Origin of the sequence: Bradyrhizobium mercantei, from assembly GCF_001982635.1 — a bacterium.
Classification (GTDB): domain Bacteria; phylum Pseudomonadota; class Alphaproteobacteria; order Rhizobiales; family Xanthobacteraceae; genus Bradyrhizobium; species Bradyrhizobium mercantei.
The window spans coordinates 523,969-549,626 of the sequence record NZ_MKFI01000007.1 but is presented as its reverse complement, the minus strand read 5'-3'; the positions used below and the strand labels follow the sequence as shown (position 1 = coordinate 549,626).

The window sequence follows — 25,658 nt, the reverse complement described above, 5'->3', positions numbered from 1 at the left end:
CCGCGGCTACTTGACCGTCAGATGCATGTCGGGCGCCAGCCGGTCCGGGACCCATCCCAATGCAAACCGTTGGCCGGCAATGATCTCATAGGTCGAGAGTTTTGATGCGACCGCATCGCGGAAGCGGAGATAGGCGTCGCGCTGCCGCCCGCAGGATCGGGCAGCCGCCAGGTTGAGCCACTTGTAGGCCAGCACGTAATCGTTCGGAACGCCGTGGCCCTTGTCGTATAACAGGCCGAGCTGGGCTTGCGCGAACGGGTCGCCCTGCACGGCGCCGCGATAATAGAGATCGGCTGCGGCGACGTAGGCCTGCGGCACGCCGAAGCCGTGCTCATACATGAAGCCGAGCAGGCCGAGCGCCCTTGCGTTGTTGCGATCGGCGGCCGGCGAAAGCTCCTGCGCCGCCCTGACATAGTCGCCGCGATGGAAGGCGGCCGCTCCGCGCGCAACGCTGTCGGCGCTCGCGACCGAGGCGGTCATCGCGCAAAGCAGGACCGCAAGCGAAGCCGAGCGGCTCATCCGTTGTGCGAGCATGCGGCACATCCTGCCCTCCGGCCTAGTGATAGCTGGTGGTGATCGGCGCATTGGTCGACGTCGTGGCGATGCTGCCGCGCAATTTCGATCGCAGCTCCTCCGCCACGGTCTGGGCGTCGGAACCATTGCGGATGATCTGCGGGCGGATGAAGATGATCAGCTCGGTGCGCTGGGTGCCGTTGCTCTGATGTCCGAACGCATCACCGAGGCCGGGAATCTGGTCAAGCACGGGAAGCGCATTGCGCGCGCCGCTCTGCTGTTCGCTGATCAGGCCCGCGAGGAGCACGGTCTGGCCGTTGGCCACTGAAATCTGGCTCTTGACCCGCCGTTCCGAAACGGTCGGCGTCAGGTTGACCGTGCCGTTGCTCTGCGGAACGTTGCTGATCTCCTGCTCGACATCGAGCCGCACGGTGCCGTTCACGCTGACGCGCGGCGAGACCTTCAGGATGATGCCGGTGTTGCGATAGTCGATGGTGTTGACCACCGTGTTGCTCGTGGTCAGCACCGTCGCGCTGCCGGTCGACACCGGGACGACGTCGCCGACCTGCAGGGTCGCGACCTGGTTGTTGATCACGACCAGCGACGGATTGGAGAGCACCTTGACGCTGGTGACGGCGTGCAGCGCATCCAGGATCAGGCTCGGTTGCGTTGCGTTTCCGATCAGGAAGTTGAAGCCCGGGAAGCTCTGGTTGATGAAGGCGTTGGTGAGCGAACCCGCGACCGAGACGGCGCCGGTGGTTGCGTCCGTGGTGGTCGCGGGCGCCGCGGTGGCCTGGGTGCCGAGGATCGAGCCGGTGTTCGGCTTCAGGCCGAGGTTCTGGCTGGTGAGATAGGTCTGCACGCCATAGGACAGGGTGTTGTTGAGCGTGACCTCGGCGATCGTCGCGTTGATCGCGACCTGGAGCTGCGGTTCGTCGATCTGCATCAGCGTCGATTCGATGATGCGGTAGTTGGCCTGGTCGGCGTAGATCAGCAGATTGTTGTTCACGACATCGGGCGTGATCCGCACGTCCTGCATCACGGGCTGGCCGTTGCCGCCGCTGGCGCCGCGTCCGCTATCCAGCGCGGCATTGTTGCCCTGGCCTTGATTGTTGGGATTGTTCGATTGCCCGCCGGCGCCGAATCCCTGGCCCAAGCCGGTTCCGCCCGTCCCCGACGTGCCGCGGGATGCGAAGCCGCTCATGCCCGAATTCGAGCCGTTGTTGTTGTTGAGCGACAGCCGGTCGGCGACGCTCGAGGTCGACGAGGTGCCGGAGCCGGGTGCGAGCTGGCTGTCGGCGCTGTCGAGCAGGTTGCCTGACGAGCCGCCGAGGAACATGTCGGTCAGCACCCGCGCCATCTGGCGCGCATCGCCGTATTTGACGCGGTAGACATGGACCGAGGTGCGCGCGGTGTCGTTGCGGTCGAGCCGCTTGATCCAGGTCGCGGCCGTATGCAGCATGTCCGGCTTCTTGGTCACGACCAGGATCGCGTTCAGGCGCTGGATCGGCATGAACTTGATGACGTTCTGGCTGAGGCCGTTCTCGCCTGAATCGACGATCTTCTCCAGCTCGGCAATGACGGGCGCAGGCGACCCGCTCGAGATCGGGAAGATGCCGACGGATTGGCCACGCATCCAGTCGACGTCGAAGCTGAGCACGGTGTCGACGGCGGTGCGGCGCTCGGCGCCGGTGCCCTGGATCAAAAGCAGATTGCGCGTGGTATCGGCGCGGACCGAGCCGGCCCTGGTGGCGAAGCTGTCGGTCAGCTTCAGCAGGGTCTGGGCCGACACATATTGCAGGGGAACCACCGAGATGCCGAATCCGGCCTCGGGATTGGCTGCCGCGGCATCAACGCGGCCGCCGCCGACGGCATCGCCGAGCGGCGTCAGGCGATAGCCCGCCGTATCCTTGAGCAGCACCACGCCGCTCAGGCGCAGCGCGTTCTCAAGCACGAACACCATGTCGGATTTCGGCACCGGGCGGACCGACACGAGGCTCACGGTGCCCTGTACCCGCGGGTCGATGGTGTAGCCGACATGCAGGATGTCGCCGAGCACGACCTTGGCGACAGTCGCCACCGGCGTGCTCTCGAAATTCAGGTCGAAGCCATTGCCGTTCGACGCCGGCTGCGGCCGCGCATCGGCGACCGCCGTCACCTCGCTTCCATCATACATCGCCGCGCGGACGCTGCCGCTCTGGCTGCCGCCCGTCGCCGCCAGCGCGCTGACCTGTTGCGGCTGGCGCTGCGCCAGATCCAGCGAGCGCACCTTGTCGGTGACGTCGAGCTGGGACGCGTCGACGCTTTCGCCGACCGTCGCGGAATTGCAGGACGCCAACAACCCCAGTGACGTCAGGGCAAAAATGGCTGCGAGGCCGCCACGAATCGTCGGGCAGCGGCCCACTGTGCCTACGCGTTGCATGAAGGCCCTTCGGTCTGACTAACTGGAATTTCGATTGCTTGCGACGATCGGTCCTACCCCGGAGGGACTCTTAGCGATCGAACATGACAGAAATAAATTGGTTACATGATTGTCGTTCGCGCCTTGCCCTCGCATCGCACCAAAATTGTGCAGCCGTGCGCCGTCGTGTCCGCGATGCCACGTCAAAGCTTCTTGAGTGGGTGAGCGATGTGACTTCGCACAGCTGTCACACTTCGGATCGATAACCGCACAATTGCCGGGAGCCGAATGCGACGGCACGCAGCGGCCCTTGGCACGAACTGATCCGGGATAGTGTGGCGGGATATCTGGAATGGCCAACGACCTGTCCGTTCGGTTCGTGGATTATCTCCGTCAGAACAATCACCTGGCGCCGATCGAGGGATCGGCTGAGCGGACCGGGCAGGGCGCCGACGTCAGGCAGTTGAAGCTGTGGGAGCTCACCAGCCTCTCACCGACTGAATTCGCCGACGAAGCCGCGCGCTTCTTTGCGCTCGGCCGCCTGACGTTGCAGGAGATGACCTCGGTCGAACCGCTGGTCGGGGCGTTCTCGCCGCGCTTCCTGCGCGAGACCATGGTCTATCCGTGCCGGGCCGCCGATGGGACCACGGTGCTTGCGGTGGTCGACCCGACCGACCAGGCAACGCTGCGCGCGGCACAGATCGTGCTTGGTGCCGGCATCAATGTGAAAGTGGCGTCATCTGAGGACGTCGCCATCGCGCTGAACAACTCCTCCAGTGCCGAGGAAGCCGAGGCCGCTGATACGGCGGCGGCACTGCCGCGCGAAGACGACATCGAGAGCCTGCGCGATCTCGCCAGCGGCGCACCGGTGGTGCGCGCGGTCAATGACCTGATCGAGAAGGCGGTCGAGCTTCGCGCCAGCGACATCCATATCGAGCCGTTTTCCGCCGGCCTCATGGTGCGCCTGCGGATCGACGGCTTGCTGCGGCCGGTCGCGGCGCTGACCGGCGTGCTGCCGCAGGCGGTGGTCTCCCGCATCAAGATCATCGCCAATCTCAATATCGCCGAGCGCCGCCTGCCGCAGGACGGCGCGGCGCGGCTGCGGGCCGGGCGGACCGACATCGATATCCGCGTCGCGATCATGCCGACGCAGCACGGCGAATCCGCCGTGATCCGCATCCTGCCCAAGGATCGCGGCCTGCTGGTCGTCGAAAAGCTGGGGTTTTCCGAGCCCGACGAAGGCAAGTTGCGGCGACTCCTGAAGCTGCCGCACGGCATGGTTGTGATCACCGGGCCGACCGGCAGCGGCAAGACCACGACGCTGGCGACCATCCTGTCGATCCTCAACGAGCCCAGCCGCAAGATCCTGACGATCGAGGACCCGGTCGAATACGAGATTCCCGGCGTCAACCAGTCCCAGATCAAGCCCGCGATCGGCCTGACCTTCGCGACCGCCCTGCGGTCCTTCGTTCGCCAGGACCCTGATGTGATCATGGTCGGCGAAATCCGCGACTCTGAGACCGCGCATGTCGCGGTGCATGCGGCGCTGACCGGGCATCTGGTGCTGACGACGCTGCACACCGAGACGGCGGCGGCCGCAGTGCCGCGCCTGCTCGACCTCGGGGTCGAGGGTTATCTGCTGCGTTCCGTGTTGCGCGGCGTGATCGCGCAACGTCTGGTCCGGCAATTGTGCGAGCGCTGCAAGACGGCGCGGCCGCTGGCGGCGGCTGACTTCACCGAGGATCCCCGGCTCGCCGCGCTCGGGTTCTGCGCGGACGAGATCATCCAGGAGCCATCCGGCTGCGAGCGCTGCGGCGGCACCGGCTATCGCGGCCGCCTCGGCGTGTTCGAGCTGCTCGAACTGTCCAATGAACTGCGTGAACTGATCGGAGAGCGAACCGACGGGCTGAAGATCGATACGATGGCGATCCGGGCGGGCATGACCACGATGCTCGATGACGGGGTCGCCAAATGCCGCGCCGGATTGACCTCGCCCGCCGAGATCCTCCGCGTGGCGACGGTGCGGTGACGCCGTGCCGAATTATCGCTATCGCGCTCTGACCCAGGCCGGCGAGATCGTGAACGGCACGATCTCGGCACCGACCGCGGCCGAGGTGGCGCGGCGGATCGAATATCTCAAGCTGCTGCCGATCGAAACCACCGAGGACAAGCGCGCATCCGGCGCCGCCGGTGGCCGCAGCCTGTTCGGCGGGCCGAGCGCCGCCGAGGTCACCACGTTCACGCGCGATCTCGCGCTGCTGCTCAAGGCCGGCGCGCGGCTCGACGATGCGCTGGAGCTGTTGTCCGGCGACGCCGATGTCGGCCGGATGCGTCCGGTGGTGGCGAAAATTCGCGCCGCCCTGCTTACCGGCGAGAGCTTTGCCGATGCGGTGGCGGATCATCCGACCCTGTTCCAGCCGATGTATATCGCCCTGGTCCGGGTCGGCGAAATCTCCGGCACGCTGGATTCCGTGCTGGAGATGCTGGGAACCGAGCGCGCGCGCTCCGAGCAGATGCGGCGCAAGCTGACCGACGCGATGCAGTATCCGGCCTTCGTGCTGGTCGCGGCATCCGGCGTGATGCTGTTCTTCCTGCTGTTCGTGCTGCCGCAATTCTCGACGGTGCTGGGCGATTTCGGCGGCAAGTCGGATACCGCGCTCGCCAGCTTCATCGCGCTATCGGATTTCCTGCGCGCCAATGCCACGGCGGCGAGCCTGATCAGCGCGGCGACGATCGCGCTCGTGTGGTGGCTGCTGCGGCAGGCGCGGGTGCGCGCCGCCCTGGTCAACGGGATCTCGCGGGTGCCGGGCATCAGCAGCGCTTTCCAGTTCTACCGCGCCAGCCTGTTCTGCCGCAATCTCGGCGTCCTGCTCGGCAGCGGCGTCAACCTCACGGCCGCGCTGCGCATCCTCGTCGACATCATGGCGGTGACCGGGAGCGAGGCGAACTGGACCGCCGCCGCCGACCGCGTCCGTCATGGCGGCAAATTATCGGAAGCCCTCGCGGTGGCGGACAGCCTGCCGCCGATGGCGGTCCGCATGCTGCGGCTCGGCGAAGAGACCGGGCAACTGCCGGCCTTGGCCGGGCGGGTCGCGGAATTCTACGAAGCAAAATTGCAGCGCAGCCTGGACCGCGTCGTCGGCATCGTCGGTCCGCTGGCGATCATCACGATCAGCACCGTCGTCGGCGGACTGATCGTATCGGTGATGACGGCGCTGCTCTCGGTCACGCAGCTAGTCGGCTAAAGCAGGGGTCATCGGTCATGATATCGCGCATCACCATCATCGAGGCATTGTCCACGCGAGCGGGACGCAATCGCACGCAATCGCAACGGCCGGGACGAACGGGCGAGGCGGGCTTCACGCTGGTCGAGATGCTGGTCGTGATCGCGATCATCGGCCTCATCATGGGGCTGATCGGGCCGCGCGTGCTCAACTATCTCAGCGAATCCAAGGTCAAGACCGCGCGCATCCAGTTGCAGAGCTTCTCCAGCGCGCTCGATCTGTTCTATCTCGACGCCGGGCGCTTCCCCTCCACGGCAGAGGGACTTGCCGCGCTGGTCCGGCGTACGCCGGGCGTCGCCGCTTGGAACGGCCCGTATCTGAAGGGCGGCAACGTCCCGAACGATCCCTGGAACCACCCTTATCTCTATCGCTCGCCCGGCGAGCACGGGCCATACGACATCGTCTCCTATGGCTCCGACGGTCAGGAGGGCGGCAGCGGTACCTCGGCCGATATCTCGCTCGAGAAGACCACGGCCGCCAACAACGAGTGACAAAGAAGGATGCATGGCGCGCATGAATGACGCGACGCAGCGCGGTTTTACCCTGCTCGAGATGGTGTGCGTGCTCGCCATCATCGCGCTGCTGGCGGCCGTGCTGCTTCCGTTCATTCCACACCAGACCTCACGGTCGCGCTTGCAGGCCTATGCGCTGCAAACCGCGACGTTGCTGAAGGCCGATCGCAATGCGGCGATCGAGCGCAGCACCAGCGTCGCGACGCTGGTGGATGCGTCGAGCCGGGTGATCCATTCGGGGGCGTCGCGCATGACGGTGCGAATCCCCGATGACGTGCGGTTCGATGCGGTGCTGCCGCAAAGCTGCCAGCGCCGCGCGGCGCTGTCGACCATCCGCTTCTTCGCCAATGGCGGTTCCTGCGGCGGCTCCATCGCGCTGACGCGGCTCGATGCGGGATATGAGGTTCGCGTCAATTGGCTCACCGGAAGGGTTGAAATCGTTGCTCGCGACGTCGCCGCCAACTGACCGCGCTGATGCGGGCTTCACCATCATCGAAGTGCTGGTGGCGCTGGCGCTGGTGGCTGTCTCGATCGTTGCGATCGGCGCCGTGATGGGCGTCAAGACGCGCGGCGTGCGGGCGATGGAACAACACGTCGCGCTGATGCAGGCGGTGCGCACGTTGATGACGGTCGGTATTCCGCCCCGCGCGGAATTGCAGCCGGGCGCATCGACAGGGCAGGCGGAAGGCTACCGCTGGACCATCGATGTCAGTCCGCTCGGCGGCGACTGGACGGTGCCCGAGGGCAACGCGCCCTGGGCCCCGGAACTGGTGCGGATTCGCGTCAAATCGCCGGGCGGCGCCCTGTCCGACATTCGCACCGTGCGCCTGATGCCGAGGTCTTCGGAATGACCGCGGTCAAGACAGCAACAAGGACAGCCGAGCGAGCGGGTGAACGCGGCTTCACGCTGATCGAGACCATCGTCGCGCTGGCGCTGATGGGGCTGTTGCTGTCGGCCCTCGCCGGCATCACGGGAGAATGGCTGCCGAGCTGGAACAGGGGCATTGACCGGATCCAGCGCAGCGAATTGATCGGGATCGCGCTGGAGCGGATCGGCGCCGATCTCGCCGCGGCGGAGTTCGTTGCCGCCAACCGCGATACCCACAAGCCGCTGTTCGACGGATCGGAATTGTCGGTCACGTTCGTGCGGACGTCGGTCGGGCCGAATGCCGGGGCGGGGCTCGACGTGGTGCGCCTCGGCGAGGTCAGGGATCGCGGCGAGTTCGTCACGGTTCGCACCCAGACGCGCTTCACGCCGCTGGCCGACGGGGTGTCGCTGTCGGAGCAGGTGCATCTCGGCAGTCCCGTCGTGTTGCTGCGCGCGCCCTATCGGCTGTCCTTTGCCTATGCCGGCGCCGACCGGGCCTGGAAGAGCGCGTGGAAGGATGCCAGCAAACTGCCGGCGATGATCCGGCTCACCGTGCGTGACGCGGCGAGCCAGCGCGTCCTGTCGGTTTCGACCATCGCGCCGGTCCATGTCCAGATTCCGAGCGACTGCACCAAGCCGGACGGCAATTGCGGCGACAAGCAGGGGTCCGACGCTGCGACCGACCAGGGGAAGACGTGATGGGTGCGCCCGGCAATCTCGGCCGATCGCCGGCCAATCGCGGCTTCGTCATCGTTGCGGTGCTCTGGATCCTGCTCGCGCTGTCGTCGCTTGCGATCATCTTCTCGGCCTATCTTGCCGCATCAGCGCGCGCGTTGGCGGCCAGCGATCTGTCGTTGCAGACCGAGGCGCTGGTGTCGGCCGGGCTCGAGCTCACCGCCTATCAGCTGACGCTGACCGACGACAAGACGAGGCCGCAGTACGGAGCATTCCATTTCGGGCTGGATGATGCCAGCGTCAACGTGAGCTTCACGTCGGAAGCCGGCCGCGTCGACCTGAACTATGCGTCGAAGGAAATGCTGACCGGCCTCTTCGTCGTGCTCGGCGCCCGAAAGGACGCCGCTTCCGAATATGCCGATCGCATCGTCGGCTGGCGAACCCGGCCCACGCCGGGCAGCGAGAATGTGGAGGCCGCGCGCTACAACGCGCTTGGCTATTCGCCGCGCCAGGGGCTGTTCACCCATGTCAACGAGCTGGCGCTGGTCGCCGGCATCCCGGAAGCCTTCGTCGATCGCGTGTTGCCGTTCGTGACGGTGTTCAACGGCAGTCCGGATGTCGATCCGACCATCGCTGCACCCGAAGTCGCGCTGGCGGTGGATAAGGCGTCGGGGAAGCAACAGGACAGTTTCGGGTCGTCCGCGCTCGGGGCAAGTGCTCCGTCGCCGAACGGCATCGCCGCGGGCGCGCAGGGCCCCAATCCGCAGCCTGCCGCTTCGACGGCGCAGAGTCCTTGCTACCGGATCGCAATATCGATCCGGTTCCGCAACGGTCACCGCACTTCGTCCGAAGCGGTGATTGCGCTCGGCGACAAGGTCGAGCCATATCGTGTGTTGTCCTGGCAGAACGACGTCGAGCCGCGAAGTATCGTTCTGCCGCGCAGGAAAGGTTGATGGCAATGCTCGCCGAAGCACGGCAATGGTTCGAGCAATGGATCGGCGCGGTGGCGACGACCGTTGACGGCGTCGCGGGCAGGTTCATGCGCCGGCGCAGCGTCGCGCTCGACGAGAACGCCGACGGCACGTTCACCGCGCGCCTCGCTGCGGCGAAGGACGGCTCGCCGTCAGCGCCGCTTTCGTTCCGGCTCGATCACGATGCGCCGCGGCCTCCGTTGCCGGCGGAGTGGAAGACGGCGCTCGACGGCAGCCGTATCGAGGTGCGATTGCGATCGGACCACGTCGTCAGCCGTGTGCTCGATTTCCCGAGCCAGGCGGGCGACTTCCTCGACGGCATGATCCGCGCGCAGGTCGACCGGCTGACACCATGGACCGCCGCGGACGCCGCGTTCGGCTGGGGTGCGCCGCAGCCGATCTCCAATGACCGCATCGAAGTCGCGTTCAGCGCGACCGCGGCGGCCAAGGTCGATCCGTTGATCCGGATGGCCGGGATGCTGGGGGCCGCCTCCGTTGCGGTGTCGGCGCCGGCGGTTGGCAGCGACGGCACCCCGCAACAGGTGACGCTGCTCGACCGCTCGCTACGCGGCCTTGCCGGGCCGGCGGTTCCGCGCCTGCTGCGCATCGGCCTGGTCTCGACCGCGGCCGCGGCCGCGGTCTCCCTGCTGGCGAACATCTATCTCGGCGGATACCTGCAATCGGAGCAGGAGGACCTACAACATCGGATCTCGCAGCGTCGCGCCGCGCTGCGCCTCGATGCCAATGGCGATACGTCCGGGCTCGGCCTGCTGGCCAAGCGCAAGCAGACCACGCCGTCGAGCGTCATGGTTCTGGAAGCCGTCTCGCGCGTGCTGCCCGATACGACCTATGTCACGGAGCTCCGCATCGAGAACAACAAGGTGCAGGTGGTGGGGCTGACCCAGGACGCGCCATCGCTGATCCGCCTGCTGGAGCAGTCACCGCAATTCACCCGCGCGACGTTCTTCGCGCCGACGACCCGCGCCGCGAATGAATCGGCGGAGCGGTTCCACGTCGAAGCCAATATATCAGCTTACTTTGGGTCCGGCTCATGAGCGCAGCATCCCGATCGCTGACCGCCGTCAGCACCTCGCCACTGGTCGCGACCGCGAGCTATCTCGGTCTGTTCGTGCTGCTGCTCTTTGTCGTGATCTCGTCGCTCTCGGATATCATCGGACTGCGCAGCGACGTCGCGGCGTCGGCCGGAATGCTGGAGCAGCTGGAGGGACGATCCAAGGCGAATACCGCGCCCGGTCAGCCCGCGATGCCGACCGGCTCCGCCTACCTCGAAGGGGCGACCGTCACGGTTGCCGGCGCCACCTTGTTGCAGCGCGTATCGGGCGCGGTGATCAAGGCCGGCGGCAACGTGTTGTCGACGCAGCTTGACGTTCCCAACGCGCCGGCCAAGGCCGGCTTCATCAGCATGGTCGCGAGCAGCGAGATCGAGCAGGCGCAGTTGCAGCAGGTGCTTTACGATCTCGAAGCCGGCATGCCGTTCCTGTTCATCGACCAGCTGGTCGTGCAGCCCGTCGCCGACGAGGCCGCCAAGGGCGCCGATCCCGGCAAGCTGCGCGTCTTGCTCGGCGTCTCCGGACAATGGCGAGGAGCCAAATGATGCGACGCTTCGCAGCGACCATCGTGCTGTTGGCGGTGTCGGCTTTTTCGGCGCCGGCTGCCGTGCCTGATCGGGCCGGTGATGCACTGGACGGCGGGCTGCTCGACGATACCCGTTTGGGCGGACCGGCGCTGAGTTCGCCGCCGCCGTCCGAACCGGTGACGTCGGTCCGGGTGGCGCCCGCGCCGGCCCCGACGCCGCGGCCGCTCAGCGCCAATCCGCTGTGGGGCATTCCGCTCAAGACGCTGTCCAACACGCGCGACCGCCCGGTGTTCTCGCCATCGCGGCGACCGCCGCCCGCGGTGGTCGCGGAGCCGGAAGTCACCAAGGCGCCACCGCCGCCGCCGCGCAAGGTCGCGATCGAGCCGCCGCCGCTGTCGCTGGTCGGCACCATCACGGGAGATGATGAAAGCTTCGGGATCTTTCTCGATCAGTCGAACAAGACCGCGCTGCGGCTGAAGGTCGGCGACGAGTTCCAGGGATGGAAGCTGCGGTCGATCAACGGGCGCGAAGCCACGATGCAGAAGGACGAGCAGGCGGCGGTGCTGACATTGCCCCAGCCCGGCGGCGAAGAGAGCGGCGATGCCCGCCTCGTTCCGGTCAGCACCGAGCGGAAACCGTTGGCCGCTCGGCGCCAGATGTGAGGTCGCGTACCTAGTTCAATCCCAGCCAGCTCTGCAAGGCCGGCGTCACGAGAAGCCCGAGCGCCAGAAAGGGACCGAACGGGATCGACGTCTGGCGCTTCATCTCGCGTCCCGCCAGTTGCAGGCCGCCGGCAACACCAAGCGCTGCGAGTGCCGCGATCAGCAGCAAGGTCGGAATTCCGATCGCGCCGACCCAGATCGACGCGGCGGCAAGAAACTTGACGTCGCCGAGTCCCAACCCGTCCACATGCCGCACGGCGAAGTAGAGACGCTGCAAGAGCCAGAACAGGATGCCGACGAGGCCGGCGATCGCCATCGCGCTGAAGGCCGCGCTCGTTCCATCCGTAATGACGACGTTGGCGAGCCCGAGCGCGGCGATTGCGAGATTTAGCCCATCGGGAATGATACCGTGGCGAAGATCGATCAGCGCGACGGCACAGCACAGCACGCAAAGCGCGCCGTAAGCTCCGATGAAATAAAGAACTTCGCGATCGATCTGCATGGTGGCGGGACAAGTGTGACGCGTACACGCTCTGTGTTGCAACAACTCGCGCGCGTTGAACAGTGCATTTTCAATCGACCGGCAACGGCGCGATGCGTTTGCGAGATTGTGATCGTCATCGACGATGACGAAGCAGAAAAGGTGCGACAAAAAGTCTGCGCTGTCACAAATCCGCATAGGATACCGACAATAGTTCGCTCCGTTACGTGCCGCGAGCCCTTCGTGGCAGATGACTGGGTTTGACTATGCACAAGATGCGAGTGGCGGCGTGCCTGGCTTTGCTGGCAGCGTCGACAGGCATGCACGCCGCGAACGCGGGCGCTCTCGAGGACGGCGCCGAGCGCTATCGGCCGTATTTGATCGAGGGCGTTGCCAGTGCGCTGGCAGGCGCGCGTGCATTGCGCGAGCACGCCGCTGCGGCGGACTTGCCCGGTGCAAAGAAGGCCTGGTTGTCGGCGCGCGCCGGCTGGGAGCGCTCGGAGGTGTTCACCGCGGGCTTCGTGCCCGAACTCGATGCGCAGATCGACGCCTGGCCGAACGCGGACAGCGGGTTCCACGCGATCGAGGCCAAGCTGTTCGGTGCCGGCAGCACCGACGTAGCCACTGATGCGACCGGTCTTGTCGAGCACCTCAATGATCTTCACGGCAAGCTCAAGGACATCAAGCTGACCCCGCAGGGTCTGCTCGACGGCACCGTGCGGCTCGCCTACGAAGTCGGCGAGAGCAAGGCCGATGGCGGCGAGTCGCGGATCAGCGGCACCTCGCTCGACGACATGCGCAACAATATCGCGGGCATCGACTTCGCGTACCACACGATCTTCTCCGCCGCGCTCAACACGGTCGACGGCAAGCTCGATGAAATGGTGACGAACCGGATCGAGCAGCTCGAGGCGATCGTCGCCACGCCCGACCTGCCGCATGTCAATATCGCCGACCTGCGCCAGACCAGCGAAGAACTGGTCATTGCATTGCAGAGTGCCTCGGCAAAGCTCGGGCTGCAGCGCCCGACCCTGGAGGCCCAGGCGCGATGACCTCGCTTCACCTGCGTCTGGCTGCGCTGCTCTCCGGTGTCTTCGCCCTTGCACTGCTCGGGCGCGCTGTGGCGTTTCCGGTCGACGGTGACAAGACGGTGCTGCCGGTGGCGACCGAGCTGAACGAGGATGCGCTCGACAAGCCGCGCGAGGTGTTCCAGTCCGAGCGGACCGGCGCCAAGTCGTATCTGGTCAATCTCGGCGATCTCGCCTTCAATTCGCCGGGGCTGCTCGGCGAAGTAGCGCGGCAGGCCGGCGTGAGCTGCGGTACCTGCCACGTCAATGGTGCGAACAACGCCAAGTTCTTCATGCCGAAGATGTCGAGCCGGCCCGGCACGTTCGACACCACCGGTCCGCTGTTCAATCCGAAGGCCAACAATCTGGCGTTCGATCCCGTGCGTATCCCGAGCCTGCGCGGCACGCGCTATCTTGCGCCCTATGGCGCCGACGGCCGGTTCGCCTCGCTGCGCGACTTCGTCCACAACGTCATCACCAGCGAGTTCGCCGGACCCGAGCCGTCGCCGGCCACGCTCGATGCGATCGTGGCCTATCTTCACGACGTCGATTTCCTGCCCAATCCGAGCCTGGGTCCCGCCGGACGGCTCGCCGGCAAGATCACCGACGCGGAGCGCCGCGGCGAAGCGCTGTTCACCAAGCCGTTCCCGCATGATCCTGCGCTGAGCTGCGCAGGGTGCCATGTTCCGTCGTCCGGCTTCGTCGATCACCAGCAGCACGACGTCGGTTCGGGCGGCCTGTTCAAGACGCCGACGCTGCGCAACGCCGACTTCAATGCGCCGTATTTTCACGATGGCCGCTTCGACAACTACAACCAGGTCGTCGATTATTTCGACCGGACCTTTCAGCTCGAGCTCTCGGCGCAGGACAAGGGCGACCTCGTCGCCTATCTCACGGCCGTCGGCGATGGCGTGCAGCCCTATGAGCGCGACGGTGCCGGTGCAACTCTGAAAGAGATCAACGATTTCTCGACGGTGCTTGCGACCGCGATTCCTGCCGGCGACAAGGACATCGTTGCGTTGGCGGTCGATACGATCGGCCGCGAGCTGCGCGAACTGACCGAGCAATATCCCGATCGCAAGAACACCAGCGTATCGGGCGGCGAGCAGCAGCGTGTCTTGGCGCGCAACGGACTCAAGGAGCTCGTGCTCACGCTGCGGCGCGTAGAGATGGCGGTTGCGGAAGGACGCAACGCCGACGCTGCGGCCGAGTTCAGGAATTATCGCAATCTGATGGCCGCTGCCGTTCCTGCGCTGTTGGCCAGTGCCGAGCCGTGGTCGCTATTCAATCAGGGCGTGCATGACCAGCATTATGCTGCGCTTCGCGAGGTGATGCGCTCCAGGCACGTTTCGCACTGATTTAGCTGTATTGTAGTGCATTTGCGGTCGGCGTCGTTGCATGGATCGCGCAATCGATTTTCGATCTCCAGTTGAAAGGTCGAATCGTGGAGATGCTGCATGCTGCAGTGGATGTCTCCGCAGAAATTCTTTGAACGTTTCGAAATTTCTCGCGTGCTTTCACGTAAGCGAAAAGCATGCGTCATACTGTCGCACTAAGCAGTGTGTGTTGCTAACCGCAAACACCCTGAGGTCGACAATGAGTTTGAATTACAAAAAGCACTGGCGAACCAGCACCGCGCTCTGCATCGCGTCATCGGTGCTCGTCGCAACAGCCGCATATGCCGCTCACTATCCGGGCGGTCGCAGTGATTGGGACAAGCGCTCGCATCACAATCACCAGGCGCACGAAGAGGGCGATCGTGCGAAGCATGACAATGGCCATCATGGCGACGGCGATCACGGCGTGAAGACCGCTTCGCCGATCAAGCACGTCATCATCCTGATCGGTGAAAACCGCGGCCTCGATCACACCTTCGGTATCTACAAGCCGAAGGGCAAGGGGCAGACCATCTCCAACCTGCTGTCGAAGGGCATCGTCAACGAGGATGGCACGCCGGGCCCGAACTTCGCCCAGGCGCAGCAGGCCTCGGTCGCTGGCCAGCCGTTGTACTATATCGGCGCGCCCGTCATCTCGAAGTCGCCCTATAACGCGACCAACCTGATGCCGCAGCCGAACACCAACGGCACGCCGACCGCGCAGAGCGACACCGGCGCCCCGTTCAAGACGATCGCCGAGGCCAGCGTCGAGAAGGACATGGACCCGGCCGATCTCGACATTCTCACCACCGGCTTCAGCGGCCTGCCGACCGGCGTGCTGGATACCCGCATTCCCGGCGCCGGCGGCCTCAACGGACCGTTCCAGCTGCAGGGCGAGCAGATCAGCGACGACGACTACACCGGCGACTCGACGCACCGCTTCTATCAGGATTGGCAGCAGGAAGACTGCAGCGCGGCCAACGCCACGAAGAAGAACAATTCGGGCTGCCTGAACGACCTGTTCCCGTTCGTGATGGCGACCTATTCGTCGTCGAACAAGAGCATGGCCAACTCGATGGGCTTCTACAATGCCCAGCAGGGTCAGGCTCCGGTGCTGAAGATGCTGGCCGATCGCTTCACCCTGAGCGACAACTTCCACCAGTCGTTCCATGGCGGCACCGGCGCGAACCACTTCATGCTCGGCACCGGCGATGCGGCCTTCTGGAGCGACGGCAAGGGCAATCCGGTGACGCCGCCGGCGACCGCCATCGCCAACCCGAATCCGGTCGCGGGCTCGGTCAACCGCTATACCGTCGACGGCAACTGGAGCAACTGCTCGGACGTGTTCCAGCCCGGCGTGAAGCCGATCGTCACCTATCTCAACAATCTGCCGTACGCGGCGGAGCCGAACTGCAAGCCCAACCACTACTACATGCTCAACAACGTCAACCCCGGCTATCTGCCGAACGGCGCGTTGTCGGGTGGCAGCAACGTTCCGCCGTCGTCGGTTCGCACGATCGGTGATGCGCTGATGGAGAAGAACATCTCCTGGGCGTATTATGGTGGTGCGTTCAACGACGCCGTGGCGCTTTCCAATGCCGCGGTTGCCGCCAATCCGTCGAACCCCAACCTCAGCGCCGCTGCGGTCGCCGATCCGGCGCACGCGCTCGGCGTCGCCTACTGCCAGATCTGCAATCCGTTCCAGTATGCGACCTCGATCATGGCCAACCCGGCCGTGCGTCAGGCTCACATGAAGGACACTGCCGATCTGATCACGGCGATCCAGGGCAACACGCTGCCTGCGGTGTCGTTCGGCAAGCCGGACGGTCTGCTCGACGGTCATCCGCAGAGCTCGAAGGTTGACCTGTTCGAGGCCTATGTCCTGAACGTGCTCAACGCGCTGGACAACAATCCGGAGCTGAAGGCGGAAACCGCCGTCTTCATCACCTGGGACGAGGCCGGCGGCTACTGGGACTCCGGTTACCAGCAGTCGATCGACTTCTTCGGCGACGGACCGCGCATTCCGACCCTGATCCTCTCGCCCTATTCGACGGGCGGCAAGGTCAACCACAACTACGCCGACCACGTTTCGCTGCTGAAGTTCATCGAGCGCAACTGGGCTCTCCAGCCGCTCACGAACCGCAGCCGCGACAACCTGCCGAACCCGAGCTACTCGAAGAACAACGAGTACGTCCCGACCAACAGCCCGGCTCTCTCTGACATGTTCGACGCGTTCGACTTCAGCAAGCCGGTCACGCTGTCCTACACCGAGTGATCGGGCGCTCGTCCAGCACGAGTTCTTGATCCCAACCAAGACCGGCGCCGATCGAACCATTGGTTCGGTCGGCGCCGTCACGTTTTGCCTGCCACCATTTGATCGACTGGGACCATGCGATGAAGCGTAACGAGAAGACGTGCTCGATGAGCAGGAGCACGGCAGCCGGCCTGCTTGCCATTGCTCTCCTGGGCAATGCTCCGGTGCCGGCCACGGCGCAGCAGTTTTCCGCCGACCTCGTCGCGCGGAAGGACGAAACGTCAACCGCGTTGGGAACGCTGCGCGTCTCGCAACAGAAGGCGCGGATCGAGGCAAAGGCGTTGCCGGACGGCTTCTTCCTGATCGATGCGGGAAGGCCCGCGGCGTATTTCGTTCGTCCCGGCGCGCGTGTTTTCATGGAGGCGCGGCAGTCCAGTCCGCTGACCCAGATGTTCGTTCCGGTCGACCCAGGCGATCCCTGCCGGCAATGGCAGGCGATTGCGCAGCTGGCCGCGCCGGTCGATCCCGCGACGTGGCATTGCCAGCGCGAGGGCGCGGAAGCGATTTCGGGCCGCGACACGGACGTTTATCGCGTCACGGCGCCGGCCGGGGCCGGCTTTGTCGCCTGGATCGACCGCGAGCGCAGGTTTCCGGTGCAGATCAAGACCGCGGATGGGACGCTGATCGCCGCCGATCACATCCGCGACGAGCCCCAGCCGGCACAAAGCTTCAAAATTCCCGCAGGTTTGCGCAAATTCGATCCGCAGGCGCTGATCCGCAGGATCCAGCAGAGCGACGTATGGGTTGAACCACCGGCCTCGCAGTGACTGCGCTATTGCGATTGCCGGCTCGTTACCGGCAGCAGCCGGCCGAGCGCCGTGTAATGCGACTGATGCACGTTGCTGTTGAACAGCGACCAGGGCTCGGCCTTTTTCAGGGCGACGGGAACGTCGAAATTCACCAGCTGGGCAAATTTGCGGTATTCGGTCATCGCCTCGTCGATATGGCCGGCCGCGACCTCGAGATCGATGCGGCGCAAGGTGAGGACGAGGTCCTTCAGGATCGCGCGCGCCGCCAGCCGTTCGTCCTTGCCGCCGACCGAAACGTTCCTGATGTCGGGGACGTGCTCGGTCAATTCACGCAGTTCGGCGCCGACCCCGGTCACGGCCAGTGACACCACCGCGGTATCGGCGGCCGGGATCGCGACCTCGAGCACGCTCGATAGCTCGAGCACTTCCTTCATCCGGAGCACGACGCCGTCCTTGTCGAAGGGACGTTCGCCGTCGCCGACGGCATTCAGATAGGCGACGAGGTCCTGCGTGTCCTGGGTCGACAGCTCGAGGTCGAACACGCGATCGAAATGCTCGACCACCTGCTCATAACTGTCGTAGCGGCCGTCATGAAAATACGGGGCATTGAAGTTGGCGTTCAGCAGGGTCGGGGTCTTGACCAGTCCGCCCGAGCCGACGTCGTGACGCACCTGATCGTTGAAGGTTCCAGCCGGAATGTGACAGCCGGCACAGCTCAGCTCGGCCTGCTTCGGGAACGGCTTGAAGAACAGCTGCTCGCCGCGCCGTTCCTCGACACTGGCCTGCGTGCCGAGCCTGCCGCCGGGTGCAATCTTCGGATTGGGGAGGAAGTCGATGTCGTTGATATAGGCGACGAGGCCGTCGAGCACCGCGTCGCTGGGCTTTGGACCGGAGAACTCATTGACGATGACATTATATACGAACTCGCGCAGCGAGGTGATGCGCCCGTCATGCCCGTAGGGTGAGAGGAAGCGGGCGCCCCGCAGGCTCGGAATCCTGACCGGATCGAGGATGCTGTTGAACGTCTTGGCGTTGAACACCAGGCTCGTCGTGTCGAAGGTGCCAGGGCGGGAGGATGCGCCCGGAACGAACAATTTCGGGTTCGATGCGCCGTTGACGTGACAGGTGCCGCAGCTCATCTCGGCCTGGCGCGCCTTGCCGCCGAGGATGGACGGCGAGTTGAAGGCGAGATCGCCGAGATTGACCAGATAGGATTTTCGCCCGCCCATCGCCTCGGAGTGAAACAGCTCGCGCGGCCGCGCCAGCGCGTCCTCGGAAAATTCGGTGCCGGCGGGCAGCACGGTCTGGTCGCCGCCGAGCGGGAACGCCGTCGCGGGCAGCGGGAGAAAGGCAACGACGAACGCCAGCAACGCGACCCGTGCCGGTCTAACGCCGCGATCGGCGGTTGAGGCACGACATCTTCCGGAGCCGGACGCCACGATATCCCAAGCCATTGCGAGAAAACGCCCCTGTCACAATGCATATGCGCTGCCGCGCGACGGAAGATGTCACCGAGGTGACAGTTTCCTGTCGGCAGGATCAATGACCATCTGTTTGGATAGACGACGGTTGATTGCGGTTTGATGACGGCAACGAAGCAGAAACCGATCTGCACGTCTCATTCGGCCAAAACTTTATCGGCGCGAAAGCGCTTCGTGATGCGTTCGTGCGCGCGTCGAAAAACAGTCATCCCAGCGAAATGTGTTTTGCATAGCGTGTAACTCCATTTCTATTTCTTTCTGAAATCAGGAGAGCACTATGCGGCTTTGGGGAGCCATTCCGGCGCTCGCAGTTGTTGCTGGCGCCGTTGCCGTCTCACCGGTGGCAAACGCCGAGAATTTGGTCGAAAAGATCGTTGATGAGTTCAAGCACGAGGTGCGTGACGAGCTGCGTGACCTGCGGGATCGCGGCCATGAAGGCGTGCATCAGTACAAGCACATCGTCGTCATCTATCAGGAAAACCACAGCTTCGATAACCTCTACGGGCACTGGGGCGATGTCGGCCGTGACCGGATCAACGGCACCTCCGACGCCGATCAGGCGCATACGCTGCAGGTCCGGCAGGACAATCAGACCGTCTTTGGCTGTCTGTTGCAGAACGACGTCAACCTGACCTCGCCGTCACCGCAGCCGACGAGCTGCACCGACAACACGGGCTCGGTTGCGATCCTCAGCGCGTTCAAGAACAAGCCGTTCGAGATCAACGACTTCATTCCGACCTCGGCGACCACCTGTCCGAAGCCGCTCGGCGCTTTTGCGGCGCACGGCTTCCTCAACGGCACCGGCGCGCCCGGCGGCTGCACCGAGGACATCGTGCATCGCTTCTACAGCGAGCAGTACCAGCTCAACGGTGGCCGGCAGAACCGCTACGTGACCGGCAGCGATGCTTCGGGTCTGGTGATGGGCTACTACGACACCAAGAAGCTGCCCATCTACACCTATCTCCACGGCCACAGCGCGCCGAACTACGTGATCGCCGACAGCTTCTTCCAGGGTGCGTTTGGTGGTTCGTTCCTCAACCACCAGTTCCTGGTCGCGGCCGCGGCGCCGCAGTTCGTCGGCGCCTTGAACGACGGCAGCGCCAACGACTTCCACTCGATCGTCGATGCCAACGGCATGCCGACCAGCACGCCGCTCTACACGCCGGTCTCCACGGTGAAGGACGCGCAGCTGACCGCCAAGTGCACCCAGTCCGGTCTGCCGGCCGGCCTCGCCTGCGGCGACTTTGCCGTCAACACCACGCAGCCGACCTACCAGCCCTTTTCCCCGGGCACCCCGGACATCAAGCGTCTGCCGCCGCTGCACACGCCGAACATCGGCGATCGGCTGTCGGCCAAGCACGTTGACTGGGCCTGGTATTCGGGCGGCTGGTCGAACGCCAACGGCGACGTCGGCGCGTCCGGCTGGACCAACGGCAACGGCACCACCTGCACCGATCCGAACCACAACGCCAATGCAGTGTTCCCGAACTGCCCCGACGTGGACTTCCAGTTCCACCATCAGGCGCTCAACTACTTCGCCAATTACGCGCCGGGAACGCAGGCCCGCAGGGATCACCTGAAGGACGAGGCGGAGTTCATCCAGGCGGCCAAGAACGGCCGGCTGAAGCAGGTCAGCTTCATCAAGCCGATCGGCGAAGAGAACGAGCATCCGGGCTACACCAGCGAGTCCGAAGGCAGCCAGCATCTCGTCGATCTCGTCAAGGCGATCGTCGAAGGGCCGGATGGCAAGGACACGCTGATCGTCATCACCTATGACGAGTTCGGTGGACAGTGGGATCACGTTCCGCCGCCGCCGCACAACCGTCATGGCGCCGAAGCCAAGGCCGCGGACCAGTGGGGCCCGGGCACCCGCATTCCGGCGCTGCTGATCGCCAAGCGCTTCAACAAGTCGGGCGTCGCGCATGAGGATTTCGACACCACGTCGATCCTCAAGATGCTCGAGAAGCGCTTCGATCTCGATCCGCTGGTGACGCGCCCGGTGCGCAGCCTGTCGGCGGCGCTGAAGGCCGGCGAGGGCTGGCACTGATACGCGAGATCATCCCGGCCCGCGTCAAGGTCCGACGCGGGCCGGGACCTCGGTTACGCTTCACGGCGTTACATGATCAGATCGTGCTGGATATGCGTGACCTGATCTGAAACGACGCTGGTGCCGGCCATCGCCGCGCTTTCCAGGGGGGCCGCAAATATGAAGGCGGGCGCCGCTGGCCCGGGCGCGGGGCATTGGATGTCGACCTGTAAGCAGGTCGTCGCTGAATCACCATCCTTGTCGAAGGCGGACACGTCGAACAGGAGGTCGGTGCTCGGGAACGTCGTCTTCTCGTTATAAGTGATGTTGTTGACCGTGAAGGTGGCGTTTCCACCGGCCGCCTGATCGTAGTCGACCTGGAGCTGATTGAACGCCTTTCCAACGTAGAGCGTGTACGTCGACGTCGCGTTGTCAAAGCTATAGGTGTTGATCAGTGAAGCATTCGACGTTTCCTGCACCACGATGTCGGCATTGCCGCCGCCGTATGGCTTGGGGATGCAGATGTTGAAGTCGTGAACGTCGGCGCTGCCGTCGAGAACCTTGAAGGTCACGCTTGCCGCGCCCTGGCCCTGCCATTGCGTGAGGGCCAAGCCGACTTGCGACTGCTTCTCGGAGAAGGCGAGGTTCAACTGCTCGGCCGGGTCCATTTGCAGACCGTAGTCGCCAACCGCGATACCGTTGCCGGAAGCCTTGACATCGGCGGGTTGGCCGCAGTTGGAGCCGGTGATCACGAGTTGTCCGTCCGCGGACGTCAGTGACGGCGTGCCGCTGCCCGAAGCGCCGAAATCGGCGCCGGTCACGGTGGCGCCCTTCACCAGATCGACGCTCTTGAGATCAAAGCAGAAAGTCCCGTCCGGATCGATCAGCAACTTGAAGTAAGGATCGGTCAGGGTGCCATTGCAATCCGTATGATAGGCGTCCAGTTCGACGCCGCCGCCCACCTCGTGGGTCGAATAGTAGAACGTGAAGTAGTCGCCATTTCCGGTGACCTGTACCGAGGTGATGCCGTCGCCCAGGTGGCACGTGGCCAGATTGTATCCTGTATCGCCCACCGCACCATCGTGGATGGCAACGAACATGCCGGCGTTACCGTCAGCGCCGAAATTGATGTCGTAAGTCCCGGTCGCGACCTGATTGTCCTGATCGGGAACGAGAACCTTGGTGAAGCCGCCAATCGTCGGGCTATCGTCCGTGATCGCCAGTTGCTTGCCGAGATCGATGCAGGCGCTCTGGAAGTCGCCGTCTTTGTCCGTGATGGTGGCGACCAGATCCACAACGCCGGCGTTCAACGCCACGCTGTCGGCGCAGAGCGGATGCTCCACCGCACGATACTCGGTGAAAGTGACGTATCCCGTGGCTGGATCGAGCGCGATGCTGAAGGCCAGCTTTCCGCTTGCCGAACCGACATGGCCTTCGATGGTGTTGCCGTTCAGAACCAGCACGTCAGCGCAGCCGGTTTCCGAATCGATCAGCCCCGACGCGGTGCAGTTGCCGCCGGTGATCTTCAGCGCGTAGCCGATGGTCGCACCGTCGGCGCCTTGTTTCGAGACGAATGCCGTCGAGAAATCAGCCGACGTCGTTGTCAGCGCCGCGTCCGGCATTGAACCGGCAACGCAATCGTCCAGCGCCGTTGCCGTCAGATGCGTCTCGCTCAGCGTCAGCGACGGCACATCATAACTTGGCTTGATGCACGGGCCGTCGTCCGTGATGCTCAATTGCTTGCCGAGGTCCACGCTCGCGTTCTGGAAGTCGCCGTCCTTGTCCGTGATCGTTGCAGTCAGGCTTACGATGCCAGCCGCAAGCGACACGGCTTCGCCGCTGTCCGGGTCGGTGCCGAGCGGCTGCTTGACCGGCCGGTAATCGGTGAAGGTCACGTACCCCGTAGCCGGATCGAGCGCGATGGTGAACGCCAGCGTGCCGTTGGCGGTGCCGACATGGCCCTCGATCGTGTTGCCGTTCAGGACCAGAATGTCGGCGAGGCCGGTGTGCGAATCGATCAGACCTGACGCCGTGCCGTTGCCGCCGGTGATCGCCAGCGCATACTTGATCGTCGCGCCATCCGCGCCTTGAACCGAGCTGAATGCCGTCGAGAAATCGGCCGACTTCGTCATCAGCGCGGCATCCGGCGCAGACCCCGCGATGTTGTCGTCGAGCGCCGTCGCGGTCAGATGCGTCTCGCTCAGCGACAGCGACGGGAGCGTGCCATTCGCCTTGATACTCGGGCCGTCGTCCGTGATGGTCAGCTGCTTGCCGAGGTCAATGCTCGCACTCTGGAAATCCCCGTCCTGCTCCGTGACGGTTGCAATCAGGTTGACGAGGCCGACTCCGAGCGACAAGCCTTCGCCACCGTCCGGGCTGGTCCCCTGCGGCTGCTCCACCGCCCGGTGCTCGACGAAGGTCACGAGGCCCGTGACGGGATCGACCGTGATGGTGAATGCCAGCGTGCCGCCGATGGAGCCGACATGGCCTTCGATCGTATTGCCGTTCAGGACCAGCACATCGGCAAGGCCGGTATGGGAGTCGATCAGCCCCGACGCCGTGCCATTGCCGCCGCTGATCGTCAGCGCATAGCTGACCGTGGCACCATTCAGGTCTTGCGCGGTGGTGAACGCCGTCGAGAAATCGGCCGACGTCGTCGTCAACGCGGCATCCGGCGCCGAGCCGGCGATGTTGTCGTCGAGCGCTGTTGCCGTCAGATGCGTCTCGCTCAACGTCAACGACGGAGCCGCCTTGGTCCCGATCAGCGGGCCGTTGACGACGATCGTCACCGTCTGCGGGGTACCGCCGATCGTGGTTACCGTGAAGCTGTCGGTCAGCGCACCGCCGACCTTGAGGGCTTGCACGGAGCTGTTGGTGTTGTCGAGGGTGTAGGTCCAAACACCGGCCGTCGTCAGCGTGAATGAACCATAGCCGCCTGTGCTGGTCGTCGGCGTGCTCACGGCCGTGAAGGTGTTGGCTGGATCGTCGACATCAGTGTCGGTGAGCAGGCCGGTCGCCTTGAGCAGGCCGGGCGAGGCGGCGCTGACGCCGACTGCCCCCACGACCGAGCCGGCCTTGGCGCCGGAAATGATCGAGGCGTCATCGACCCCGTCGATGGTGATGTTGAAGCTCTCGCTGGCCGACAGCGCGCCGTCCGCTACGGTGATGACGAAGCTTTGGATCGTGCTGACCTTCAGCGCGTTGATCGCGTCATTGTTCGGAATGAAAGTGTAGGCCCCGGTCGCGCTGTTGAGATAAAGCGTGCCAAACTCGCCGGTACTCGCCTCGTCGTAGGTGTTTTGCCCCAGGACGATATTGGTCGGCACGCTACCGCCGATGCCGAAGGTCAGCTTGCCGCTCCCGCTGGCGGCGAAAGTCCCGCTCGACGAGCCGAAATTGTCAAATATCTTCGTATCGATCTCGATCGGCGCCGTTCCGAGATTCAGCTTCGGCGGCACTGGCGGTGGTTCGAAGGTTATTACGAACTGGGGGGCGAACCCCGGCAGCGGCGCAAGCGGATCCTGCACGATTGGCGGCGAACCAGGCTGGATGAAATTGATCGGTTGCAAGATCAGCTGGTCGTCGAGAGCAGGCATGCCTGAACCCTTCGATCCCGCTCCCTTCTGGAAATTGGCAAGCGTCTCCTGCTGTGCCTCGCGCAACTCCTCCATGTGGGTAGCGGAATTCGTGAGATGGCTCACGCTGACCGAGGACCCCCTCTTGTTCAGGATGATCGTCTCTCCGGGGTCATCGACGATGATATGCCGGGGGATCGCTTCCTTGGTCACCAGCTCGAATACGCCGTGATGGAGGTCCTTGTAGTTGATGTTGTCATCGTCAAGGAACGTGACGTTCGACTCCGCAGCCTGTGCGTCCTTCAGCAGTGCGACGGTCAGTGCGGCGAATGACAGCATGCCGAGGCCGCTGGCCCTGAGGGTGCCAACAGGCGTGTCCGCCGTCAGGATGCCGGATCCCAACAGCCGGCTGCCAATGAGGCGGAAGAGGTTTCTCGTTTTCGCGAAAAGGCCCGGCCGCAAGCTGCTGTTCCGGGCCAGATCGCCCAACTCCAGCCGGCTGCCGGCGGGCAGGTTCAGCAAGGTGCCATCGATCAGGCGGATATCGACCTGTCCGCCGGCTTCGACCTCGACGGTGTCACCCTGGTAAATGGGATCGCCGGCGACGGCTTGAACGGCAATGCCGCGCGCGCGCGCGACGGTGCCGCACCCGATCGCCGTCTGAACAATGCCAACCATTCGGGGCAGCCGGCCTAAAACGGCCGAACTCGCGTCCCCGAACGCTACGCCGGACGCGACTAACATTGGCTTTTCGCCTGCTGAGTAGCTTGAACGGGGCGCGATGCCGCAGTTTTTTTGTCTGGCTTGGCTCTCTACGAGGGAAAAATCCTCGTATTGGCCGCCATAGGCTTGCCCGCCGAAAGGTCTCGATTGAAACTAAATTAGGTCGTGAAAATCGAAGTCCGGTACTGCAAAGAGCGATTGCGGAAACGGCAGAGCTGCTGTCCTTTATCGCCAGTGCGGCCCCACTAGATTTAGTGTATATTTACCGAGTAGATTGTCCACATATTAATTTTTAATCGAACTACACCAGGCCTTTAGGCCTGTTTGCAGCAACTCGTTTGGCACTCAAGGTCCTGCGGTCTCGGCAGGCGGTCCGGGTCACC

Annotated in this window: 21 protein-coding genes; 16 read left to right on the top strand and 5 right to left on the bottom strand. The window is 64.4% G+C overall.

Annotated features, from left to right (window positions below):
• Positions 1-6: 6 nt before the first annotated feature.
• Together BI327_RS32400 and gspD are read right to left on the bottom strand one after the other, a co-directional pair.
• A complete protein-coding gene (locus BI327_RS32400; protein WP_076865519.1) occupies positions 7-480 on the bottom strand; it encodes a tetratricopeptide repeat protein in 474 nt (157 codons plus the stop codon).
• 76 nt (positions 481-556) lie between these two features.
• Positions 557-2,935 carry a type II secretion system secretin GspD gene (gspD, locus tag BI327_RS32395; RefSeq protein ID WP_167386922.1) on the bottom strand — a complete coding sequence of 793 codons (2,379 nt, stop codon included), beginning with the start codon at positions 2,933-2,935 and terminating at the stop codon, positions 557-559.
• Positions 2,936-3,266: 331 nt separating this feature from the next.
• Between gspD and BI327_RS32390 the strand changes: the two genes are divergently transcribed.
• The 10 genes from BI327_RS32390 to BI327_RS32345 are packed head-to-tail and all read left to right on the top strand — an operon-like array spanning position 3,267 to position 11,483.
• Positions 3,267-4,943, top strand: coding sequence for a GspE/PulE family protein (locus BI327_RS32390; RefSeq protein ID WP_076865377.1), 1,677 nt, complete (start codon positions 3,267-3,269; stop codon positions 4,941-4,943).
• A gap of 4 nt (positions 4,944-4,947) precedes the next feature.
• Positions 4,948-6,159 (top strand): type II secretion system F family protein, encoded by a 1,212-nt coding sequence (locus BI327_RS32385; RefSeq protein ID WP_076865376.1) that lies wholly within the window; start codon positions 4,948-4,950, stop codon positions 6,157-6,159.
• A gap of 17 nt (positions 6,160-6,176) precedes the next feature.
• Complete coding sequence (gspG, locus tag BI327_RS32380) at positions 6,177-6,689, top strand: type II secretion system major pseudopilin GspG (protein ID WP_076865375.1); 513 nt, start codon at positions 6,177-6,179, stop codon at positions 6,687-6,689.
• Between the two features lie 22 nt (positions 6,690-6,711).
• Positions 6,712-7,176, top strand: a complete 465-nt coding sequence (locus BI327_RS32375; RefSeq protein WP_076865517.1) for a prepilin-type N-terminal cleavage/methylation domain-containing protein — start codon at positions 6,712-6,714, stop codon at positions 7,174-7,176.
• Complete coding sequence (locus BI327_RS32370) at positions 7,151-7,561, top strand: prepilin-type N-terminal cleavage/methylation domain-containing protein (RefSeq protein WP_143271727.1); 411 nt, start codon at positions 7,151-7,153, stop codon at positions 7,559-7,561. The genes BI327_RS32375 and BI327_RS32370 overlap by 26 nt, the downstream gene beginning before the upstream one ends.
• Positions 7,558-8,277, top strand: a complete 720-nt coding sequence (locus BI327_RS32365) for a PulJ/GspJ family protein (protein WP_076865374.1) — start codon at positions 7,558-7,560, stop codon at positions 8,275-8,277. The genes BI327_RS32370 and BI327_RS32365 overlap by 4 nt, the downstream gene beginning before the upstream one ends.
• Positions 8,277-9,206, top strand: a complete 930-nt coding sequence (locus BI327_RS32360) for a type II secretion system minor pseudopilin (RefSeq protein WP_076865373.1) — start codon at positions 8,277-8,279, stop codon at positions 9,204-9,206. Before BI327_RS32365 ends, BI327_RS32360 begins: the two co-directional genes overlap by 1 nt.
• On the top strand, positions 9,206-10,279 hold the full coding sequence (locus BI327_RS32355) for a PilN domain-containing protein (RefSeq protein ID WP_076865372.1): 1,074 nt from the start codon (positions 9,206-9,208) through the stop codon (positions 10,277-10,279). The genes BI327_RS32360 and BI327_RS32355 overlap by 1 nt, the downstream gene beginning before the upstream one ends.
• The gene (gene gspM / locus BI327_RS32350) at positions 10,276-10,839 is read left to right on the top strand and encodes a type II secretion system protein GspM (RefSeq protein WP_076865371.1); all 564 of its coding nucleotides are present in this window, start codon (positions 10,276-10,278) and stop codon (positions 10,837-10,839) included. Before BI327_RS32355 ends, gspM begins: the two co-directional genes overlap by 4 nt.
• Positions 10,839-11,483: a hypothetical protein gene (locus BI327_RS32345; RefSeq protein ID WP_245334999.1), complete on the top strand. Its 645-nt coding sequence runs from the start codon at positions 10,839-10,841 to the stop codon at positions 11,481-11,483. Before gspM ends, BI327_RS32345 begins: the two co-directional genes overlap by 1 nt.
• A 10-nt stretch (positions 11,484-11,493) precedes the next feature.
• On the opposite strand, the gene BI327_RS32340 is transcribed toward BI327_RS32345, so the two are convergent.
• The gene (locus BI327_RS32340; RefSeq protein ID WP_076865369.1) at positions 11,494-11,985 is read right to left on the bottom strand and encodes a prepilin peptidase; all 492 of its coding nucleotides are present in this window, start codon (positions 11,983-11,985) and stop codon (positions 11,494-11,496) included.
• A 299-nt stretch (positions 11,986-12,284) separates the two neighbouring features.
• Here BI327_RS32340 and BI327_RS32335 point away from each other — a divergent pair, with 299 nt between their 5' ends.
• The 4 genes from BI327_RS32335 to BI327_RS32320 all read left to right on the top strand — a co-directional run bounded on the left by BI327_RS32335 (position 12,285) and on the right by BI327_RS32320 (position 17,488).
• Positions 12,285-13,016, top strand: a complete 732-nt coding sequence (locus tag BI327_RS32335) for an EfeM/EfeO family lipoprotein (RefSeq protein ID WP_245334998.1) — start codon at positions 12,285-12,287, stop codon at positions 13,014-13,016.
• Positions 13,013-14,389 carry a cytochrome c peroxidase gene (locus tag BI327_RS32330; RefSeq protein WP_076865367.1) on the top strand — a complete coding sequence of 459 codons (1,377 nt, stop codon included), beginning with the start codon at positions 13,013-13,015 and terminating at the stop codon, positions 14,387-14,389. The genes BI327_RS32335 and BI327_RS32330 overlap by 4 nt, the downstream gene beginning before the upstream one ends.
• A gap of 238 nt (positions 14,390-14,627) precedes the next feature.
• The gene (locus BI327_RS32325; protein ID WP_245334997.1) at positions 14,628-16,682 is read left to right on the top strand and encodes an alkaline phosphatase family protein; all 2,055 of its coding nucleotides are present in this window, start codon (positions 14,628-14,630) and stop codon (positions 16,680-16,682) included.
• A 146-nt stretch (positions 16,683-16,828) separates the two neighbouring features.
• On the top strand, positions 16,829-17,488 hold the full coding sequence (locus BI327_RS32320; RefSeq protein ID WP_245334996.1) for a hypothetical protein: 660 nt from the start codon (positions 16,829-16,831) through the stop codon (positions 17,486-17,488).
• Positions 17,489-17,493: 5 nt separating this feature from the next.
• Here BI327_RS32320 and BI327_RS32315 read toward each other — a convergent pair whose 3' ends face one another.
• Complete coding sequence (locus BI327_RS32315) at positions 17,494-18,924, bottom strand: cytochrome c peroxidase (protein WP_083742286.1); 1,431 nt, start codon at positions 18,922-18,924, stop codon at positions 17,494-17,496.
• Between the two features lie 119 nt (positions 18,925-19,043).
• On the opposite strand from BI327_RS32315, the gene BI327_RS42465 reads away from it, so the two are divergent.
• Together BI327_RS42465 and BI327_RS32310 are read left to right on the top strand one after the other, a co-directional pair.
• Positions 19,044-19,184 (top strand): hypothetical protein, encoded by a 141-nt coding sequence (locus BI327_RS42465; RefSeq protein WP_159450497.1) that lies wholly within the window; start codon positions 19,044-19,046, stop codon positions 19,182-19,184.
• Positions 19,185-19,228: 44 nt separating this feature from the next.
• Positions 19,229-20,998 carry an alkaline phosphatase family protein gene (locus tag BI327_RS32310; protein WP_076865363.1) on the top strand — a complete coding sequence of 590 codons (1,770 nt, stop codon included), beginning with the start codon at positions 19,229-19,231 and terminating at the stop codon, positions 20,996-20,998.
• 68 nt (positions 20,999-21,066) lie between these two features.
• On the opposite strand, the gene BI327_RS32305 is transcribed toward BI327_RS32310, so the two are convergent.
• Entirely contained in the window at positions 21,067-25,230 is a 4,164-nt protein-coding gene (locus BI327_RS32305) for a DUF5801 repeats-in-toxin domain-containing protein (protein ID WP_076865362.1), read from the bottom strand.
• Positions 25,231-25,658: the final 428 nt, after the last annotated feature.